The sequence below is a fragment of the Virgibacillus ndiopensis genome (assembly GCF_900187325.1).
Lineage (GTDB): Bacteria > Bacillota > Bacilli > Bacillales > Amphibacillaceae > Virgibacillus_E > Virgibacillus_E ndiopensis.
On sequence record NZ_FZMZ01000003.1, the window covers coordinates 287,398 to 308,361 of the forward strand.

At 36.4% G+C, this 20,964-nt stretch carries 20 protein-coding genes, 1 tRNA gene and 1 pseudogene; 3 read left to right on the plus strand and 19 right to left on the minus strand.

All coding sequences use genetic code 11. From position 1 onward, the window contains the following. Positions 1–105 precede the first annotated feature (105 nt). From CS937_RS01600 to CS937_RS01615, 4 genes are all read right to left on the minus strand, one after another. Complete coding sequence (locus CS937_RS01600; protein WP_099156733.1) at positions 106–321, minus strand: PF20097 family protein; 216 nt, start codon at positions 319–321, stop codon at positions 106–108. Positions 322–487: 166 nt separating this feature from the next. After that, positions 488–1,072, minus strand: a complete 585-nt coding sequence (locus CS937_RS01605) for a hypothetical protein (protein WP_099156734.1) — start codon at positions 1,070–1,072, stop codon at positions 488–490. Positions 1,073–1,220: 148 nt separating this feature from the next. Next, positions 1,221–1,616 (minus strand): RDD family protein, encoded by a 396-nt coding sequence (locus CS937_RS01610; protein ID WP_099156848.1) that lies wholly within the window; start codon positions 1,614–1,616, stop codon positions 1,221–1,223. Between the two features lie 116 nt (positions 1,617–1,732). Next, entirely contained in the window at positions 1,733–2,332 is a 600-nt protein-coding gene (locus tag CS937_RS01615; protein WP_099156735.1) for a hypothetical protein, read from the minus strand. Positions 2,333–2,645: 313 nt separating this feature from the next. Between CS937_RS01615 and CS937_RS01620 the strand changes: the two genes are divergently transcribed. After that, entirely contained in the window at positions 2,646–2,909 is a 264-nt protein-coding gene (locus tag CS937_RS01620; protein ID WP_099156736.1) for a hypothetical protein, read from the plus strand. A gap of 62 nt (positions 2,910–2,971) precedes the next feature. Here CS937_RS01620 and CS937_RS01625 read toward each other — a convergent pair. From CS937_RS01625 to CS937_RS01635, 3 genes and pseudogenes are all read right to left on the minus strand, one after another. Beyond that, positions 2,972–3,959: pseudogene (locus tag CS937_RS01625) on the minus strand (zinc-dependent alcohol dehydrogenase family protein). Between the two features lie 441 nt (positions 3,960–4,400). Further along, positions 4,401–6,203: a glutamine--fructose-6-phosphate transaminase (isomerizing) gene (gene glmS, locus CS937_RS01630; RefSeq protein WP_099156737.1), complete on the minus strand. Its 1,803-nt coding sequence runs from the start codon at positions 6,201–6,203 to the stop codon at positions 4,401–4,403. A 723-nt stretch (positions 6,204–6,926) separates the two neighbouring features. Next, positions 6,927–8,732 (minus strand): S9 family peptidase, encoded by a 1,806-nt coding sequence (locus CS937_RS01635; protein WP_099156738.1) that lies wholly within the window; start codon positions 8,730–8,732, stop codon positions 6,927–6,929. Between the two features lie 213 nt (positions 8,733–8,945). On the opposite strand from CS937_RS01635, the gene CS937_RS01640 reads away from it, so the two are divergent. Next, positions 8,946–9,155, plus strand: a complete 210-nt coding sequence (locus CS937_RS01640; RefSeq protein ID WP_099156739.1) for a hypothetical protein — start codon at positions 8,946–8,948, stop codon at positions 9,153–9,155. A 238-nt stretch (positions 9,156–9,393) separates the two neighbouring features. On the opposite strand, the gene glmM is transcribed toward CS937_RS01640, so the two are convergent. The 5 genes from glmM to sigW form a co-directional block, all read right to left on the minus strand. After that, positions 9,394–10,737 (minus strand): phosphoglucosamine mutase, encoded by a 1,344-nt coding sequence (gene glmM / locus CS937_RS01645; RefSeq protein ID WP_099156740.1) that lies wholly within the window; start codon positions 10,735–10,737, stop codon positions 9,394–9,396. 126 nt (positions 10,738–10,863) lie between these two features. Then, positions 10,864–12,090 (minus strand): CdaR family protein, encoded by a 1,227-nt coding sequence (locus CS937_RS01650; RefSeq protein ID WP_099156741.1) that lies wholly within the window; start codon positions 12,088–12,090, stop codon positions 10,864–10,866. Next, complete coding sequence (cdaA, locus tag CS937_RS01655) at positions 12,083–12,904, minus strand: diadenylate cyclase CdaA (RefSeq protein ID WP_099156742.1); 822 nt, start codon at positions 12,902–12,904, stop codon at positions 12,083–12,085. Before cdaA ends, CS937_RS01650 begins: the two co-directional genes overlap by 8 nt. A gap of 142 nt (positions 12,905–13,046) precedes the next feature. Next, on the minus strand, positions 13,047–13,697 hold the full coding sequence (locus CS937_RS01660; protein ID WP_425445442.1) for a zf-HC2 domain-containing protein: 651 nt from the start codon (positions 13,695–13,697) through the stop codon (positions 13,047–13,049). Between the two features lie 4 nt (positions 13,698–13,701). After that, the gene (gene sigW, locus CS937_RS01665; RefSeq protein ID WP_099156744.1) at positions 13,702–14,265 is read right to left on the minus strand and encodes an RNA polymerase sigma factor SigW; all 564 of its coding nucleotides are present in this window, start codon (positions 14,263–14,265) and stop codon (positions 13,702–13,704) included. Positions 14,266–14,413: 148 nt separating this feature from the next. Between sigW and CS937_RS01670 the strand changes: the two genes are divergently transcribed. Continuing rightward, positions 14,414–14,569, plus strand: coding sequence for an aspartyl-phosphate phosphatase Spo0E family protein (locus tag CS937_RS01670; RefSeq protein WP_099156745.1), 156 nt, complete (start codon positions 14,414–14,416; stop codon positions 14,567–14,569). Positions 14,570–14,745: 176 nt separating this feature from the next. On the opposite strand, the gene rocF is transcribed toward CS937_RS01670, so the two are convergent. The 7 genes from rocF to CS937_RS01705 form a co-directional block, all read right to left on the minus strand. Next, entirely contained in the window at positions 14,746–15,648 is a 903-nt protein-coding gene (gene rocF, locus CS937_RS01675; protein WP_099156746.1) for an arginase, read from the minus strand. An 86-nt stretch (positions 15,649–15,734) separates the two neighbouring features. Continuing rightward, positions 15,735–16,160 (minus strand): FosM family fosfomycin resistance protein, encoded by a 426-nt coding sequence (fosM, locus tag CS937_RS01680; protein WP_425445445.1) that lies wholly within the window; start codon positions 16,158–16,160, stop codon positions 15,735–15,737. 69 nt (positions 16,161–16,229) lie between these two features. Beyond that, the gene (locus CS937_RS01685; RefSeq protein ID WP_099156748.1) at positions 16,230–17,342 is read right to left on the minus strand and encodes a phosphomevalonate kinase; all 1,113 of its coding nucleotides are present in this window, start codon (positions 17,340–17,342) and stop codon (positions 16,230–16,232) included. A 12-nt stretch (positions 17,343–17,354) separates the two neighbouring features. Further along, entirely contained in the window at positions 17,355–18,332 is a 978-nt protein-coding gene (mvaD, locus tag CS937_RS01690; protein WP_099156749.1) for a diphosphomevalonate decarboxylase, read from the minus strand. Between the two features lie 39 nt (positions 18,333–18,371). After that, positions 18,372–19,334 carry a mevalonate kinase gene (mvk, locus tag CS937_RS01695; RefSeq protein ID WP_099156750.1) on the minus strand — a complete coding sequence of 321 codons (963 nt, stop codon included), beginning with the start codon at positions 19,332–19,334 and terminating at the stop codon, positions 18,372–18,374. Then, positions 19,331–20,614 (minus strand): hydroxymethylglutaryl-CoA reductase, degradative, encoded by a 1,284-nt coding sequence (locus CS937_RS01700; protein WP_099156751.1) that lies wholly within the window; start codon positions 20,612–20,614, stop codon positions 19,331–19,333. Before CS937_RS01700 ends, mvk begins: the two co-directional genes overlap by 4 nt. Positions 20,615–20,812: 198 nt before the next feature. Next, positions 20,813–20,888: transfer RNA gene (locus tag CS937_RS01705), tRNA-Lys, on the minus strand. Between the last annotated feature and the right edge of the window lie 76 nt (positions 20,889–20,964).

Genomic DNA, 20,964 nt, shown 5'->3' on the forward strand with positions numbered 1-20,964 from the left:
ATTCGCGACCTATTGTTGAAGAATTAAAGGGAAGTTTATATCATAATCCCTTTCGATTGTTTAATAAGGTGAGTCTTTAACAAACTACTTTTTTATATTAATAATTTATTTGTGTTTAAAAATAACTAAATTACATTTTTCACATCTAAATGCTGGGATTTTACTTATTTTAAAAATTGCATCATCTATTAATACTTCTTCACTTCCAAAATCAGCGAAGATTGAATCAGCCGATTCTGACCAACAAATTCTGCGAGAAGAAAAAATATACCCCTGCCTCAACTCATTACAGCATTCAGGACATCTTACAGTATCGTTCATATTTAGGCACCCCACCTTTCGCATTTCCCTTTACAACCCACTACATAAAGCACCTTCCATAACGAACACAAGTAGGCACAGAATCCCCTCGAATACAAGAATATGAACCTGTGTATGTGGATTTTTTTAACATATCCATTCTACAGGCGAAAACTAGTGGCTATAATTAACGGTCTTCTATTTCTTTAAATCGTTTAGGCTTAATTAAAAATATTGGTGTAAGAAATAAAAATAGAATGGCTAATAAATAAAGAAAAACAGAAAACCCAAATGCGTCCGGATTTTGAGTTAACAAAGCAGCTTTATATATAATACCTCCCAATACAATAACTAAGGGGGCATATATTATATAAACTTTACCAATCTTTGATTTACTAGGATTTGTCACGCCAAATGCTATATTCTCAGAATAGAAATAAGGTACGACTAACATGACTATTTCAACAATCATAGCTAGCCAAAAAATAATGCTGCTTCCAGAAATCACTCTAAAAAAAGGAATAGAAGCATAGATAACTATCGCATTAAGCATGACATACGTCACTAATGAGAAATAGCGTTTACTATGTTGGCGATGAGTTCTCCATAAAATAACAAAAACTACCGCACAAATAGTTGCGAGAAGTAAATTAAAGCCTAATAATGGCCAGCTCACGTCTGGAACAAAGCTCATAAGAAAACCAACTATACATAGAAGAATAGACGTTGATATAACTCTGCTTTGCTTAAACAGGACTTCTTCTTGATTCATTTCTATCACCCTCTTCGCAATTTTACGGCGTATGGCTTATATAAAAACATTACCGGGTACAGTCATCAAAATATAATGCCAATCTAATACGGCTGAGGTTTTTTCTTCCACCCAGTCTTTTAAAGAATAATACCTCGAAAAATTTTTATTATTGAGTTTTTGATGGTGGATCTGTTGTCACATATGTCTGCGCGATAAAGTCATGAATCGCACGCTTATCTTCTCTTCCCCCTATCATAAAAGCACTTACGATTAATCCTATTCCTAATGTAAGAATATAGAAAATCCCTGCTACTATATTTCTTAATATCATTGTACCTATATCAACTTTTCTGCCATCGATCCTCACAATACGGTTCCCTGCCATTCTTCTTCCTAGTGTGTATCCATACCAGACAACAGGTAATATTAGGCCATAGATAAGTCTTATATAATCAATAGAATGATAGTTCTCACTATCATAGAATACCCCATATAGTAATTGTGAAATAATTCCTGTCGCCAAAAATCTGTTTTGAAAACCTGCTGGATTAGTAACCTCCATATAAATCAAATCTATCCTCTCATAATTTCTAAATATTGACGGTCCATCTACGAATGTTATTCATTTATGTGGACTATTCAGATGGAAGCCTTTTTCGACACCGCACCCGTTACATTTTAACGATGCAGTATATCCATGAGGGTTTTACCATCATAATAACGGTCAATCTTTAATCCATTCTCAGTATTTACAATAGTCATTTGGCCTTTTATTTTTACTTTATCTACCTCTTTTTCTTTTGGATCAGTAAATATCAAATTAAAAGAATGATTAAATTCGAGTGATTTACTTTCTGATTGGTCTTGTTCATATTTTTCAAATTTAATGTTTTGTACAATAATTTTATTGTTCAGTTTGTTTGCTGCTTCTTGTGGTATTGTAAAAAACCTGTTGTTTCTTAAATTTTCAAATTCCGTTTTCGTGAAATAAGGCGAAAAATTGTTTTGGAAATCACCGAATTCTTCGATGCTCATCTTCTTTACATCGACACTTGGGTCGTCAACATTATATAACTTTTTAATAAACTCTTTGCTAAGCTCAATTGCTGAATCCTCGAATGCTCGTTCAGATTCATCTTTGTCTTTAGATGTTTGATCGTTTTGTGACTGATCATTAGATATAGCAGCATTGTCACTGGACGCATTTTCACAAGCAGACATTCCTACCGAAAAAGCGACTAATAAAAATACAACGATAGATATTCTAGCTTTCTTCACCTTTATGCCCCCAATCCTGTATAAATTTTGTGTTACCTGGTCGTTTTAACATTTCCATATTACTCATTTATCTTTGTAATTAGTCATACGTAAATAACAGAATAATGGTTTCAGTATACTCTGATTTTAATAAACCTTGTTCTTCCACAATATGGCCTGTGGGACACCGATCTCGTCCGTGATACTGTCCCCCCACCTTGCAGAAACATGTTTGAGGCTAATTGGAACTCGATCTCGTATTTAAAGCAAAGCTATGAAACTACAAGTGATGAAGGGCGTACCGGCAAATCTACTAAAAGGAGTAGTGATTCATATGGATCCTGTTATGGCTAGGATATCGCTAAAGGTGAAAATCAGGTTCAAAAAGGAAACAAGCTACAAGCAAACCTTTAAATTTTCTCACGATCTACAGGGGCATCGTGCTTTTTATCTGTTTTATCAAGAAGTAGACCAAGCTGCTAGACAATCCCCAGCTGTCATCTTTAAATCTACTGGGTATTATCATGAGCCTATAATCCAATTTATTGATAATCATGTTATAACGTATTATTTAATCAATCCATTGGTTTCTTATTAAATTAACAATTTTAACAAGTTCTGCTTTCCGTTAACCTGCCCATTCAGTTGAAGAGACTTTACTTAATAGCTTGTTAAGAATACTTTCCCTTTTGTGATTTTAGAGGAGTCAACATAGTCAACGGCGTTTTTTACATTGGATAAGTTAAAGTGAGACGTTCATCAAACTTAACTTTTTGTCATTTATCAATTTTATCAAACGATTAAAAGTTTCTTGCCATTTATCTACTGAAATATTTTTGTTCCAATTCCGTAAATGAAACATATTAGCATTTACTTTTGCTTTATTTATAATCTCCGACCAACTAACTTGTACTCCTGATAAGAGACCAATTGTTAAAAAGAACCCATTAGGATGTAGACAATAAGCCAGTTGATTCCCGTCTGAACCCCCAATAGAATCAATTGCAGCATCTGCACCCAATCCATTTGTTAACTCCATAACTGTTTCATAAACCGAGAGTTTAGAAGTATCTATTACATAAGAAGCACCAAGATTTAGTAAACCTTCTGTATAATTATTGTTTCTAGTCACTGCAATTAATCGAAAACCTAAAACCTTCGATAATTGAGTTAAAATATGTCCAATAGCCGAACCACACGCATTTACTAATAGCACATCACCCCGGTTTAATTTTAAAATCTCTGTACAAACCACCCACGCTGTAATGGGATTGATATACATTTGGGAGGCAGTAAAATCATCAATAGAATCAAGTATAGGAACCGTAAAGTCTTCTGTAGTCTTAACAAACTCTTGCCAAGTACCTTCCCCGCGCAGAGGCAAAACACGTTTACCAATAAGTTTTCTTGAAGCTAATGGACCTACATCTTCCACAACTCCAACTCCTTCATAACCAGGAATATTTGGTAAGGAAATCCTATGAGAATAGGAGCCTCTTATTGGTATTAGGTCAGAAGGATTTATAGGACGGACTAGCATTCGAACAAGAACCTCATTACCTTTTGGCACTTCGACAGGTTTATTTTCAATTCTTAACACATCTTGAGGTCTGCCAAACTCATAGAATTTAATACATTTTGCATTCAAACTAACGTCTCCTTAATGAAAATTATTTTTTTCAGTTGTATCAATTATAACTAATCTGTTAGTTAGTAAAAAAGCGTATCTACTTATTGTAGATACGCACCATTTAATTTAAGTACACCATTTCACATTTGTTCTGCAATCCTGCCCGATTGCGAAAAACTGTAGATAGAAGACCGCAACTATACTTTTTTAATAACACCTATCCTCTTTAAGAAATCTTCAACTTCTTCAGTTTTATTACCTGATTTTAATTGATTCACAATATTTTTATTATCTGTTATTTTTAGACACAACATTTTTATTTTTACTAAACAAAAGGAGCTTGAACTTCAAGCTCCTTTTTTACATTCTTTTGTAATGAGAAAAACTAGGACACGACTGAGTTGTCGAGAGCACCATTGAGTTGTTGAGACACAAATAAAGAATTTTTTGTATCAAACTTTACTCTACCGTAACACTCTTTGCTAAATTACGCGGTTTATCAACATCACAGTCTCGATGCAAAGCTGCATAATATGCCAATAATTGTAATGGAACGACGCTTGCTAATGGTGTTAGTAATTCGTGTACATGCGGGAGAACAAATGCATCACTATCCTGTTCTAGACCCTTCATGCTAATAACCATTGCATTTGCTCCACGTGCTACTACTTCTTGCACATTGCTACGGATCGCATAGTTTACATCCGCTTGTGTTGCTAACGTAATAACTGGTGTGCCTTCTTCAATAAGTGCAATTGTGCCGTGTTTCAATTCCCCACCAGCAAAACCTTCTGCTTGAATATAAGAAATTTCTTTAAGCTTTAATGCACCCTCTAGACAAACGTAATAATCACTGCTTCTTCCAATGAAAAAGGCATTACGTGTTGTTTCTAAATAATTCTTCGCTAGATCTTCAATTGCTTCTTTTTGACCCGTTAAAATCTCCATAGCGTTCGCAACAATCGCAAGCTCTTGCAACGGATCAAAGTCAAGTTCAAGACCTTTTGCTTGTGCTGTATCTACTGCTAAAATAGCTAATACGGCAATTTGTGCAGTATATGCTTTTGTTGATGCTACAGCGATTTCTGGTCCTGCATAAAGATTTAACGTATAATTTGCTTCACGAGAAAGGGTGGATCCTGGCACATTAGTAATCGTTAGTGCTGGATATCCCATTTCTTTAATTTTTACTAAAACTGCACGACTATCAGCTGTTTCACCACTTTGTGAAATGAACACAAACAATGGTCTTTCCGATAGAAGTGGCATATTATATGAAAATTCACTTGCTACATGGACTTCAACTGGAACTTGTGCTAATTTCTCAATAAATTCTTTACCAACTAAACCAGCATGGTAGCTAGTGCCACATGCAATAACATATACACGGTCACATGCCTTCATTGCATCACGGACATCTTGATCAAGTTTAATTTGGTTATTTTCATTTTGGTATTCTTGAATAATTTTACGCATTACAAATGGTTGCTCGTCGATTTCCTTAAGCATAAAGTGCGGATACGTTCCTTTTTCAATGTCACTCGCATCAATTTGTGCTGTAAAAGGTTTGCGATCAACGACAGTCCCATTAAGTTTTTGAACTTCTACAAAGCTACGATTCACAAGAACGATTTCTTGATCAAAAATCTCAAGATATTGATCGGTCACTTTCAATGTTGCCATTGCGTCACTTGCAACAACATTGAATCCTTCACCTAAACCCACTAATAATGGGCTTTTATTTTTTGCTACATATAGTGTGTCTTGGTCTTCTGAATCAATCATTCCAATCGCATATGACCCTTTTAATAGACCCATTGCTTGACGAAATGCTTCTGCAGTATCTTGATGGTTTTCAAAAAGCTTTTCAATTAGTTGAACGACTACTTCTGTATCCGTTTCACTAGCGAAAGTTACATCACTCAAATACTCATTTTTTAGGTCTTGGTAATTTTCAATAACACCATTATGAACAAGAGTAAATCTTCCAGACGTGCTTTGATGCGGGTGTGCGTTCTCTTCGCTTGGTACGCCATGTGTCGCCCAGCGCGTATGCCCGATTCCCATTGTTGCAGAAATACTGTTATCTACTCTTTCTCTTAGCGCTGCGATGCGTCCTTTTACTTTGAAAAGGTTCATTCCATTATCATTTAACATCGCAATTCCAGCTGAGTCATAGCCGCGATATTCTAATTTTTCTAGTCCATTTAGTAAAATTTCTTTTGTATCGTTTTGTCCGATATATCCTACAATTCCACACATATCGTTGTTTCCTCCTCGTATTTAAGGGGCAACAAACGACCTTCAGTTGTATTTTTGACGGGGCGTTTTGTTGCCCCTTTCTCGTGATTGTTTATCTGTCATCTTGCTTTTCCAATTGTACAACGAGTTGCCTCATTGCTTTGTAGAAAAAAGCGTATCGATTGAGATGTGCAATCGGGAGGAATCCGCCGAAAAATCGATTAGCCTCCACCTCGTCAACTATTCTCTTACCGTACAGAAAAATAGTTCAGGCGCTTTTCGTACGCTGTAACATCTATCCACCTTTCTATATTTGACTAAAGTGTCCACCCTTCTTGATTTACCTCATTCTGTATAAGATGAAACAATTTCAAAAAGCGTTCTTTTTATTTTAACCGATAATAATTAAGTTGGTCAATCTTTTTTTGGGGTGGTATTATTTAATATATGCAATTACTTAATTATTTGTTCGTATTGCTTTTTAAGAGAGGCCATACTAAGGGTGTGGATCGTATTTCAAGTGAAATGGATTGTAATAGCTCTGTTTTGGATCGTATTAATGTGTAATCGGACCGTATTTCATAATTTTAGATCGTAATTGTATGTAATCGGATCGTATTAACTTATTTTACCAACTAACTTTTCAAATACTATCACCCTGTTCTCTACTCATCCAACCAAAACTCAGATACATAAAAATAGGAGAAACCCATAAAATACGGGTCTCACCTACTGCTCTGATAATTATACATACTGTTCTTTATCCTGGTACTTCGCTAAAAAGTCCAGCATCCTGGCATAGACATTAATTTCATTCTCTTTCTTTGAAAATCCATGTCCCTCATCTTCTAATACGAGATATTCCACTTCACGACCATTTTCCTGTAATTTAGCAACGATTTGATCTGATTCTTTTTTTACAACTCTTGGGTCCTTTGCCCCCTGGATAACAAGCATTGGTTTAGACATACCTTCCAGATATGTTACTGGTGAATCCTTAATAAACCGTTCTTTATCTCGTTCTGGGTCACCCAGCCAACGATCCATTATTGGCTTCCAATGCGGTGGGACTGAGTTAACAAATGTAAATAAATCAGATGGTCCAAAAATATCCACACACGCCTTGAAATATTCGGAGTGTCGTCCATGTAATAGCAATGTCATGTAACCACCATAGCTACCACCAACTAAGAATAATTTGTCACGTTCAACGAGATTATTAGCAAATAGCCATTCGATTCCAGCAACACAATCCAGTCGAGGTCCTTCTCCCCAATCTTGTTCAACTAATTTTACAAATGATGATCCATATCCTGTGCTTCCACGGAAGTTCGGCGCAAAGACGCTGTAACCCCGATTAATAAAACATTGAAACATCGAACGGAAAATTTTTCTTTCTGCGGCTTGTGGTCCACCATGTGGCCAAAAGATTGTATGTCCATTATCATTTTCAGGTTTAGCTTTAAATAATAATGCTTCAATTTCCATTCCATCAAACGATTTATAAGAAACAACATCTGGTTCAACCATGTCCTCACTGGATACACCTAACACCGTATTGTTTGTTAAACTCTCCCACTTTTCGCCGCCTTCTGAATGGTAAATGTTATGAGGAACAGTTGTGCTGATACCTAAAACATACAATGAGCCTGACTGAGTTACTTGAATCTGACTAACTACATCAACTGGTAGAGTTAAACTCTCTAATTCACCATTTGACAGATCATAACGATAAAGTCTATCACTCACACCATCTTCTGTAACAAGGTAAAGCACATTTTGTTTTTTATTATATTTTAAAGACTGTACGCTTTCTTGATCAATCATTAGTTCTGATGAAAATTGTTTTGTATTTAGATCAAATTTTGCTACATAACTATATTCACTTTCATAATCGGTTACAAAATAAATAGTTGTATCATCTACAAAAACAGGATCAAATGTTACATGAACCTTTTTCGGATCAGGCGTCAGACTATGCTCTTCACCATTCTTTTTTACAACTCCCGTTACGTATGTATTAGCAGACGCACGCAAATACACAAACACATCTTCATTATCTGATACCGCAGCTAATTCCGTTGGGGATACTTTTCCCGTATTCAAAAGTTTGTCAGAACCATCCTTCAAATTACGTACCCGCGCATTTAAAAAGGATGGATTTTCCTCAGACGTCATGTAATAAATCCGCTCACCATCATCACTTAAATGGGAAAAGAAATATTTCTCATTTACTTCCCCAGTGATTAACGCCTGCGGAAGTCCCCCATCAGAAGGGATTGCATAAATATGATGATTTTCATCTCCATCATTGTCAAATCCCGCTAAAACAAAACGATTTTCTGTATCAAATTTTATAAAACTACATGACTGATCATGATGAGCAAACAAATATGGATATCTGTCAGGTAGATCCATTGCCCAAAGGTTCATTTTTCCGTTCAAGTTAGAACTAAATACTAATCGTTTCTCATCCTTACTTACTGCAAAATTCGTAATAGCATACGTTCTAAAAAATTGCTCTACAGTTGGTTTTGGAAATTGTATCATCGTATTCCCCCTAGAATAATTTTGTAAGTGGGTTCCAAGATGTTAGAATTATTAATATTATAAGACAAATTAATTATAACCTATTTTACGACTATATGATAGATTGATTTACAAAAACAGGTAATACATCACATAAAATAGAAATTCATTCCGTGTGGTGTTAGATAGGATAAAAAAAGTTCCTGAACACAGACTAGTTATGAGGTGATAATAATGAAATACCAACCTAAAAAGAAATTTCCAATCCCAACACAATCGAATATAGATGGAGAAATAAATGTTCATAATGGCGTAAATACCAATCACCCTTTTCAGTCTGAGGATAATTTCGCAGGCGATTCTGTTGATGAACACAAAAAATTAGAATCTGCTAATGAAGTTATAGCTGAAAAAGAAATCTCACAAGTATTCAATAATTCTTAGACTAACAATTCCAAAAAAATGTGCCAGAAGTTTGTATGTTACACTTCATGGCACATTTTAATTTAGCTTACTAATTTCCCCTCGCAAATCAAGCAACGCTAACCATATTTCCTGAATCGCCATTATTCCCCATCATTTGATAAAATATTTCCTCGGAAATAAATATGACAGGAGTACTATAACGCTACGAACAAAAAAACTGCCCTTACGCATGATAAGAGCAGTTTTTATTATTTAGTTACTTCATCCCTAATAAATCGTCAATTACCTTGACAACCTGGTCCACGTAGCGTTCACAGTCCTCTTTCGTTTCTGCTTCAACCATTACACGTACTAACGGCTCTGTTCCAGATGGTCGAACAAGAACTCGACCTTGTCCAGCCATTTCTTTTTCAACTTCAGCAATTGCTGCTTGAATTTCTGGGCTAGATAATGCTTTTTGTTTATCCGTAACCCGTACGTTTTTCAATACTTGCGGATAAATCTCCATTTCCCCCGCAAGCTCAGATAATGGTTTTCCTGTTTCTTTCATTACATTTACTAATTGTAGTGCTGATAACATGCCGTCTCCAGTCGTATTATAATCAAGGAAAATAATATGACCAGATTGTTCTCCGCCAAGGTTATATCCGCCATTACGCATTTCTTCCATCACATAACGGTCTCCTACAGCAGTTTTATCACTACGCATCCCATTTGCTTCTAAAGCTTTATAGAAGCCGATATTACTCATAACGGTTGATACTACGGTATTGTGACGCAAGAAACCTTTTTCATTCATATACTTTGCACAAATATACATGATTTGATCACCGTCAACAATATTTCCTTTTTCATCAACAGCAATTAAACGGTCTCCGTCACCATCAAATGCAAGTCCAATATCAGCATCCTTTTCCACAACAAAGGCTTGTAATGTTTCTGGATGTGTTGATCCTACACCATCATTGATATTTAAGCCATCTGGAGATGAACCAATTGTATAAATATCCGCTTCTAAATCAGCAAATAAATGTTGAGCTAAGCTTGATGTTGCCCCATGTGCACAGTCCAGGGCAATTTTTAAGCCATCAAAATCATTATCAACAGAATCTTTTAAGAAGGATATGTATTTTTGTCCACCTTCGAAGTAATCATTAACTTGTCCAAGTTCTGCACCAGCTGGACGTGGCAGATTGTCCACTCCATCCATCAACTGCTCAATTTCTTCTTCTTGTGCATCCGTAAGTTTAAAACCATCTGGTCCAAAGAATTTAATCCCGTTATCTTCCACAGGATTATGTGAAGCAGAAATCATAACCCCTGCTTCAGCTTTTGTCGCTTTTGTTAAGTAAGCAACTCCTGGAGTAGAGATAACACCCAAGCGCATAACCTCAGCACCAATTGATAATAGTCCTGCAAGAAGTGCCCCTTCTAACATATGACCAGAAATACGTGTATCTCGACCAATTAATACTTTTGGTTTTTCAGTTTCCTTTGTTAAAACATAGCCACCAAAGCGACCTAACTTAAATGCTAATTCAGGTGTTAGTTCCTTATTTGCAACTCCTCTAACACCGTCTGTTCCAAAATATTTACCCATGTTGTACCTCTCCTTTTTTCCCATTTAACCAAACTCTTACAAAGTGAGAGCAATGTTGTATGAACAATCAAAAAGTCTTCCCTGACCATATGATTTGTAAGTTAACTTCCCTACCCCATTATTCAATTATACAATCCTAACCGTGACCTCTTTAAATTCACCTTCATACGTAATGTTTTCTGGTCCTTTTATTGTGACTGGAATGGTATGTTCACCGCTTTCCAAACCTTCAACATTTACTGATAAAGCAAAATCATCAGTTGATAACTTGCTTACATCCTGTTGATTCCCAACAGCAGTTATGTTCATGCTTGGACTTTCAGGTTGAACAAACGATACTTCTTGTCCATCATTAGAATTTTGCACTTCTAACGGGATATCTTCTATTGTCTTTGTTTGCTCAAGTTCAACAGAAACTTTAATTGTTTCCATATCAGGAACTGTTACACCATCTGGTAATGCTAAACCCACATCCAATGTTCCTGACTCAGTAATTTTCGACAAATCAATATCCTCTGTAGGAATATCTTTTATTCCCGCTAAAGTTTCACTTGTCGCAAAAACTTCAACTTCCTTTATTTCAGGGGAAATTGTTGTTAGCGAATAACCTTCAGGTAGTTCTCCCGTCGTAGAAACATGAACTGGCACCGTCTTACTTGGGTTGTCCACCTCTGCAGATACTTCGACATTTTGAGGTTCTACATTTACATTTAATTCATTTCCCTGACTATCATAGACGTTCACAGGAACCTCTCTATTATCAATTGATTCAGTTAGATTTGCCACATCGACAAACACTTTCACAATGGCTATCTGTTCGACAACACTTTTCGAACTAGTTATTGTAACCGTTGATGGATTCACTTCCGCTTCTCCAATCTCATAGCCTGCAGGCAGCTTATCCATATTTATATAATCAACATTAACTGTAAACTCTTTTGAAGCGCGTTCCTCAATCACAACGTCAATTGTCTTTGGTTCAATATAAACCTGTAACTCCTCTGGCACGCCATCATATTGAATTTCAACGGAATGCTCTCCGTCACCAAGACCTTGTAAATCGACATATATATCAAAATTTCTTTGTTTTACTGTTGTTGCTAAAGTACTCTCAGAACCTTCAAATGAAACATCTACAAATTCAGGAACACCACTTACAACAAAATTCTTATCAATACGAATATCTACTGGAACATCTTTGACAGTCTGCAGATCATTTGAGTTACCTGGAAATTCGAAGCGTTTATCATTATCCGGATCATCTATTGTTCCATTTACAAAAATGAAAAGTACAATCGCAAAGGCTAAAGAAACAGCTCTGACAAACCATTTACTTTTAAACCAATTATCCATTTTTTCTCCCCCTTCTCATCCATGACTTTCCTTCAGGGGCCTTTAATGATAAAGACAAATTCACTCGTAAGAAATCTCTTAAGTTTTCTGTCTCCAAATCTCTATGTAACTCACCATTTTTCGTACAGGATATATTCCCTGTTTCCTCCGATACCACAATCGTAATTGCGTCTGTTACCTCACTTATCCCCATTGCTGCTCTGTGTCTTGTTCCTAATTCTTTTGAGATAAATGGGCTTTCTGATAACGGTAAGTAACAAGCTGCCGCAATAATTTCATCACCACGCATAATAACAGCGCCATCATGTAAAGGCGTATTTGGAGTAAATATATTCGTAAGTAATTGATGTGTTAAACTACCATTTATTTGAATACCAGTTTCAGCATAGTCACCTAAACCAGTTTCACGTTCAATAGTAATTAGTGCTCCAATACGACGCTTTGCCATATAGTTCGCTGCATGTACGATAGCTTCTACCCTTTGTTCTAAAATTTCCTCTTCTGACTTCGTATTTCTAGAAAAAATATTTCCTCGTCCAAGCGTTTCCAAGGCCCTTCTAAGTTCAGGCTGAAATAATATTACAGTTATAAGTATTCCCCACGTTATCGCTCTACTTGTAATCCACTGAATAGTTTGTAGGTTAAATACAATACTTAATAGCCATACCGCCAATACAACAATAATCCCTTTTAGAAGCTGTATTGCTTTCGTACCTCTAATTAGCATGATTAATTTATATAAAACATACCAGACGAGAGCAATATCAACGCCAATTCTAAGTAGGTCTAAAAAGTCAAATCCCCCATCAAGCATGTTCACACTTCCTTCTGTCCATAAAGTTTCTTCCAATCTACGTATAATAACAGTATATATTATACCATATTTTCTCAAACTTTATGGGGGATTAAAAGAAAAAACCTAGGTACACCTAGGTCAAAAAATCTGTATGTTGTTTTTACACTGTACCTAAAGAAAAAATGCTTTCAAACATGTTCCGTAAATGATACCACATCCACTCAAACACCTGATCAACTTGTTCAATCTTTCCGTTTACTTCACCAACCGAAGCCATGAGACCTTCTCCCTCAATTGAGTTATCAAGAAGTTTTCCATGAATTAATGTAACATTACCATCTACCGTTCCATCTATTCTTAAATTACCGTTCTTAACTACTAAATCACCTTCAACGGTTACACCTTCAGGGACAATAACGGTATCCCCTTTAATAATTAAGTCTTCTTGTTTTGACACAATTAACTGGCTGTCATGGGTATAAGCTGAAAATACTCCACTAAACATAAATATAAAAAATATTGCAGCTGCGGTAATTACAGGATGGGCTTTAAACCAGCGCATATAACTAATGCGTTTCTTTTCTTTAGGTAATTTATCCATAACGCTTTGTGTGAAATTAGGCGGAGCTACTATTTGCTCCGTACTTTGAATCCATGTAATGGTCCGTTTTAATTCATGAAAGTGCTTTTGACAATCCTCACAGGTTTCCAGATGTTGAACGAGACTTGATTCTTCCACTTTAGTTAAGTCTCCATCTAAATATTTATGCATAAGCTCGACCGCTTCTTTTTTACAGTTCAAGACATTCACTCCTTTACACGTGACGAAGCTTTTTCCGTAATGCTTCTCGTCCTCGATGAATCCGAGTTTTTACTGTTCCAAGTGGAATATCCAATATGTCACTAATTTCTTTTAGTGAGAAATCTTCTAAATATCTTAAAATGATTATTGTCCGATATTTAGGTGGTAACTCGGAAATTTCATGATGAATATAGCTCTTTAATTCTAAACTTTCTACTTCCTCTTCCGGCAATGGGTTATCCGTCTCAAGTTGTGAGTACATATCCAGACCATCTGCACCTTTTATCTCAGCATCGAGATAATAATCTGGTTTTCGTTTTCGTATCCGATCGATTGTCAAATTAGTGGCGATCCGATATAGCCATGTAGAGAATTTTCTCTGATCATCATACGAATGGATATTAACATACGCCCGAATGAAAGCTTCTTGTGCTATATCCTCCGCCTCGTGTGCATTACCAAGCATTCGGAAACAATGCTGGTAAATTTTATTCTGATAAAAGGCAACCACATCTTCAAATGCTGCTTGATCCCCTTTTTTTACCTGTTTAATTTTCTCTTTAATCATAAATTCCATGCTAAGTACCTCCGCTAACAATTGCGGTATTTATGTTACGAATAGTGCTGCAAAAAAGTTTCACTTATTTTTTAAAAAATAATTTGTTTTGTATTTCTAATATATGGGTATTTTATAAGATAAGTATACTAGAAAGGAGAACATTTTTGTGAATAATTCTACATTATTAGAAAAAATAGAGCAATGTCGTGAGGAAATGATCACTTTAAGTTGTTCTCAGGACTTAACTGCAGAAGTGGTCGTGCAATCTAGTAAACAGTTGGATGAGCTTTTGAATGAATATTACGGAGAAGTAAGTGCTTAGCATAATGTAACCTAATAGAATATGGAATTTACCACATTTATCTGAGGTCGATATTTTTCATCTGCGGATAATGTTTCTGCTCTCGCGCCAAAGTCACTAAATATAATCTAAGCAAGCTATAAAGAAAAGGACATTGAATTTCATTAATGAAATTCAATGTCCTTGTTCTATTCTTTTTATTTCAGTTTCTCACCAAATAATGAACCCATTAAACCTACTGCTACTGTTGCAGTTTTATTTTTGTCATCTAAGATTGGATTTACTTCAACAAACTCTGCAGATGTGAGAATATCTGATTCTGCAAGCATTTCCATTGCAAGATGGCTTTCACGATACGTCATTCCACCAAGTACTGGAGTTCCTACACCAGGCGCTTCAGAAGGATCTAACCCATCAAGATCAAGACTAAGATGAACGCCATCTGTACGTTCCTTTAAGTAATCAATCGTTTCAGACATAACCTTTGTCATTCCCATACGATCAACTTCATGCATCGTATATACTTTTATTCCTCTTGCTTCAATCAATTCTCTTTCCCCCGGATCAAGCGAACGAGCTCCGACAATCACAATATTCTCGGGTTTTATTTTTGGTTGATAACCTAACATATTCGTTAATTTTTCATGCCCGATACCTAAACTAACTGCAAGCGGCATACCATGAATATTTCCTGACGGAGAAGTTTCACTGGAATTAAGATCACCGTGCGCATCATACCAAATTACACCCAGATTTTCATAATGCTTAGATATTCCCGCCAAGCTTCCGATAGCAATACTGTGGTCTCCGCCTAATACTAATGGAAAACGATTCTTCTCAATTTCCTGATCAACCATTTCTGCAAGCTTCTGATTTCCCTCTGTTACTTGTGGTAAGTTACGTAAATTACCTTCTCGCTTATCATTCTTACTATCAGGACGATTGATAGGAATATCACCTAAATCATTAATATCGTATTGTAAGCGCTCTAATTTTTCTACGACACCAGCATAGCGTATTGCACTTGGACCCATATCAACCCCACGCCTGCTTTGGCCTAAGTCCATTGGTACACCAATAATAGACATATTCTTATTCATAGTATATAGCCCTCCTCTATTGTTATTTTAGCCAAAAAATAGCGGATGACTCAACTCGACATTTCTATGTATATATATACAAAAAGTTATGTTTCGTCAAAAAATTGCATATGTGTCTTTTCCTCCCAATAATAATCTAATCTATCCTGCAATGTTCCTGTGTGAAACTCAAATTTATGTCCATCAGGATCTATAAAATAAATAGATTTTTTATCCCGTTTATCACGTTCACGACCAGATAGAATATGCACGTTTAGATTTTGCAACTTTTCATAAACGGTATCAAAATCCGTTTCTTCGATTGAAAAAGCCAGATGTGTATAGGATTCCTTAATCTCACTTCTCGGAATATCCTTTTCTTCGTTTAACGCGAGCCAAATTCCATTAACATCAAAATACGCGGTTGTTCGTCCTTTTACTAGTAATTTTGCTTCAAACACGTTTTGATAAAATTCAATAGATTCTTCCAAGTTCGATACCGAAAATAACAAATGGTTGATTCCTTTAACAATGCTCATTTTATCACCTTCTTATATTGCGTTATAAAAAAACAGATATCATCTTTAATAAGATAATACCTGTTATTTTGTATTTTTATCAACTCTCTTAGCACCATGCAGGTTTGGCCTAATTGTTAGCGGCTTTATACCCGCTTCCTGCCATGCTTCCATTAATTGTTCGGCCTTTTCTTTAGTTGGAACGAATGCGATTCCACAATCACCGCCACCAGCTCCTGATGGCTTTCCAGCACCACCCTGTCGTTCAGCTAGGTCACATAACCTTTTTAATAATGGAGTCTCTACGTCAACGCCAGCATTTTTACCTAGTGTTGCAAGCGCGTTTCTGTTAAGCTTCGTTCCTTTTAATAGAAGATCGGTATCTTCTGTCTCAAAGCCTTGTAAAAATGTACGGACCGCTTCTGCACTATCCTGTAAGAATTGATCATATAAAGAAGCATTAGTTTTATGAAGTTGACGAATTTCAGTTACTAGATTCGCTGTTGAAGCAGGGCTACCAGTCCACCCTATACACATATAGACATCTTTCGGAAACTTAATAGGCTTCACAGAAAAATATGGCCAGTCTTTTTGTAGCAAATCAGTAAGTGATTCTGCTTGCTGATAATGTTCCGCTAGCCATTCAGCTTGAAATGACGTATAACGTAACCACCCACCGTAAGATGACGCAGCAATATCAGCTCCTGAGCCATTTCCTTGTGTTTTAACATGAGAAATAGAAGAAAGCTTAAAAATTAACTCAACAGATGGTTCTTTCTGTAGAAATTTTTTCAAGATAGCAGTAATAACCGATGTCACAACTGCTGCACTTGACCCTAACCCGTATTTAATCCCGGATTCATCATCAAGCTCACTTTTAATGGAAAGATTAAATTTGCTAGGTGTAATTCCGCTCTCTTTTAAATAGTTAAGTGCGATTGTCATAGCATCTTCAACAAAACGAACCCGTTTATCTTCGGTTACAATAGTGATTCTATTATCGTTATAATTCCATTCAAGATCAGTTAACTGAAAGTCCAACAAAGAAAGACGATTATCAGCATTTTGTGATAGTGTTGCATATACAAAACGATCAACCGCCATAACAACTAATTGATGAAGAGGTTCAAGAACGGCAAATTCCCCTGCAATCATTAATTTACCAGGTACTTGAATAGTCAGTGATGAATTTTGCAATTACTTCAACCCCTATAGATAGGTTATTCCTTGACCCGAACGACTAACAATTACATCATTCACACCATGGATTTCACGGAGAGTTTTTTGTACAGTAGTTTCATGTTCTGGTAAATAAAGTACTTTCACATTAGGACCGGCATCAATCGTGAAAAACGCAGGAACTCCACGGTCCCTCATTGCTCGTACTTCTTGCATTACAGACATTGTTGTATCATGCCAATAAGTAAACGGTGGATTTGCCCCTAATGTGGTGGCATGCATTTTAAGACAATTCGCTTCAGCAATTTGTCCCACTTTTTCAAAATCACGATCTTGTATCGCTTGTTTTATTTGTGTAAGATCATTCGGAATACTGTTAACCCAACTAGTGTAAAAAGGTGAAGTATCAACCGTACGTTTCATACCTTCTCGACTGGAAACCTTTTTCTCGGTTGCAGATAGCACTACTGCTGCAACTCGTACATCCCAGTGGTCATTACTTACAAGCTGGACTGCATAGGAGTCAGAGCCATCGTCTTTCATTCCTTGCTCCCATTCAACAAAACCACCATAAATAGAACGGCATGCAGATCCCGATCCTCTTCTTGTGATTTTTGAAAGCTCTTGCTCACTGATTTGCATATTAAGAGCACGAGTAGCAGCTGCTGCTAGTGCAGCGAACCCAGAAGCAGAAGAAGCAAATCCAGCTGCTGTTGGAACGTGATTAATGGAAGAAACTTCAGCATAAAGGTTGGACCTTTGTGCGTAGCTCCTGATTATATCAAGAAATTTAGTAACTCGATTATATTGTTCACCAGTTATAAGGTGATCATTTAAATAAAAAATATCCTCGGAAAGCTTTTCTTTAAATGTAACAGTAGTGGTTGTGTAGAATCCGTCTAAGGTCAATGAAAGACTATTATTCATTGGCAATATCAATGATTCGTCACGCTTTCCCCAATATTTGATTAAGGCAATATTTGTATGTGCCTTAGCAGTTGCCTTCATTACGTATCCCCTTTTCAAAACAGCATAATTGCTTGTGACTTAATTTTGCTTTCTTAAAACGAACGGCCACACTGCATGTGCACCAAACTTTCTCAATTTTTCTGAAAGCTGGCGGGAATGTTCTTCATTTCTTGCTAGAGCTATGATACAGCCACCGTTTCCGCCACCTGTAAGCTTCGCACCTAATGCACCTTCTCTTCTAGCAAGGTATATTAGTCTGTTTAGTCCAGCATCACTAACTCCAAGCGCTTCTAATTCTTTTTGCGCTTCATTTAATGTCTTTCCTAAAAGATGTTTACTAGCTTTTTCAAGCGCTCTTCTAGCTTGATGTGTAATTTCACCAATCTTGTTAAGACTTGCTTGGATTTTTTTAGGAGCTGATTTAAACAGTTCTGCAACAGATTCAACCGCTAACCTTGTATCCCCCATCCTTCCAGAGTCCGCTACAACAAAATGAAAATCAGTCTTGGGCTGAATAAAATAAAACGGGCGCTCCTTCTCATACCATACAGGAGAACCAGAAGTAATCGTTAATGTATCAATCCCACTTGGGGCTCCGTGTGCATACGTTTCCGAGACATTAGCAAGCTTTAATAATTCCTCTTCCGACAATTGCTGGTCGGCATAAGCATACAATGATCTAATCACAGCAATAGCCACCGAAGCACTAGATCCAAGACCTTTGCCAGGTGGTATTGATGATTTAATACGAATTAATAAATCCTTGCACGGTAAATTTAGTTCTCTAAGAGCCGCCCTAATACAGTTTACAATTCCCTCTAACGATTCAGGAGCTAATTCAAGTGGTCCATGATAAAAAGTACTATCAATTTTTACTGCACCCGGAACATTATCTATTACCGATTCTACTCCCACTAATGGAAAAGGGATTGCGATTGCAGGTTGTCCGTGTACAACTGCATGTTCCCCTATTAAAATCAATTTACTATGAGCTATACCTATAGCTGTTTGTTCTGACGTTGTTGCCTTTTCTGCACTCATTTTATATATTCTGCCACCAATTCTTTAGCTTTTCCAACACGGATTTGTTTTTCTTTTATTAATTGTTCAGCAATAATATCAATCATCTCCCCAGTAGCTCCTGCTGCCATTGCAACAGACCGAGAATGTAAGGCCATATGCCCCTTTTGAATACCATCGGTCACAAGTGCTTTTAACGCACCTAAGTTTTGCGCGAGTCCAACAGCAACAATTATTTGTGCCAATTCTTCCGCAGACTCTACATCTAATAATTTATGGGATAGTTGCGCCATTGGATGAACACGAATGGAACCACCTACAGTTCCAACAGACATAGGTAATTCAAGTTCACCCACTAAATTTCCATCTGCATCAACAGTCCACGTTGTCATAGAGCTGTATTGTCCATGACGTGCCGCATATGCATGTGCACCTGCTTCTACTGCCCGCCAATCATTTCCAGTTGCGATAACAATCGGGTCAATCCCATTCATAATCCCCTTGTTATGCGTAACCGCACGATATGGGTCTGAAGCAGCAAACTCATAAGCGTGAACAACTCCATCACGTACTTCTTCACCTGTAAAGTCACCAGTCGCTAACAATTTTGAAGGAATCACACACTTAGCACGAGCTAGACAGCGATCAGCATAGTTTGAAAGAATGCGTAAATATACCTTACCATTGGTCAATTGCTCTACTGTTGGTGCTAACGATTCTACCATTGTATTAATTATATTTGCACCCATTGCATCACATGTATTTATATATACGTGAACAACAAGCATTTGACTGTATTTTGACTCTGAATTTTCATTTATAATACGAACTTCTAGATCCTCGGCACCACCACCCCTAGCAACAAGGCTAGGATAGGATGCATTAGCATCATTTAATAAAGCTTCTTTTTCATTTAGTAAAGCGTTCTTAGCAGCTTCCATGTTTGAACAACCTACAACCTGTATTTGGCCTATCATTGTTCTCCCTGTTGATTCTGTAGTGAAGCCCCCAGCATCCCTAACAATTTTTGCAATATAACTTGCCGACGCAACAACTGATGGTTCTTCAATCGCCATCGGTACTACATATTCTTTCCCATTAATTAAAAAGTTCAACCCTAAACCAAAAGGTAATGGAAAAGTTCCAATAACATTTTCAATCATATTGTCAGCTGTAGCCAGTGGTAAAGGTTCTTTAAAATTATGCTTAATGTTATCATCGATCGAATGAATTGTTGCTATTAAATCTCTACGTTCATCGACGGTCATATTATAAAAACCAGGGATTCTAGAAGTTTTCATACTTATCATCCTTTAGCGTTTCAATATTGATTGAGTTTTATTTAAAAAAGGACCATTTTTATAAAAAAATTACTGTATCTATTATGTAGAATATCAGCATAAAATGCAAATAAACAAGGTTGTTGATTATCATAACGACCTTGTTTTCCTAATTATACTATGGATTTTGTATCTATGCTAGAATTCTTTTAATATAAATGGTGAGCCATGAAGGATTCGAACCTTCGACCCTCTGATTAAAAGTCAGATGCTCTACCGACTGAGCTAATGGCTCAAAATTGATGACTGATTCAAAGTTATTATGTAACTTGGATTATTTATATGTGGGTATTAAATATAATTACTTCTTA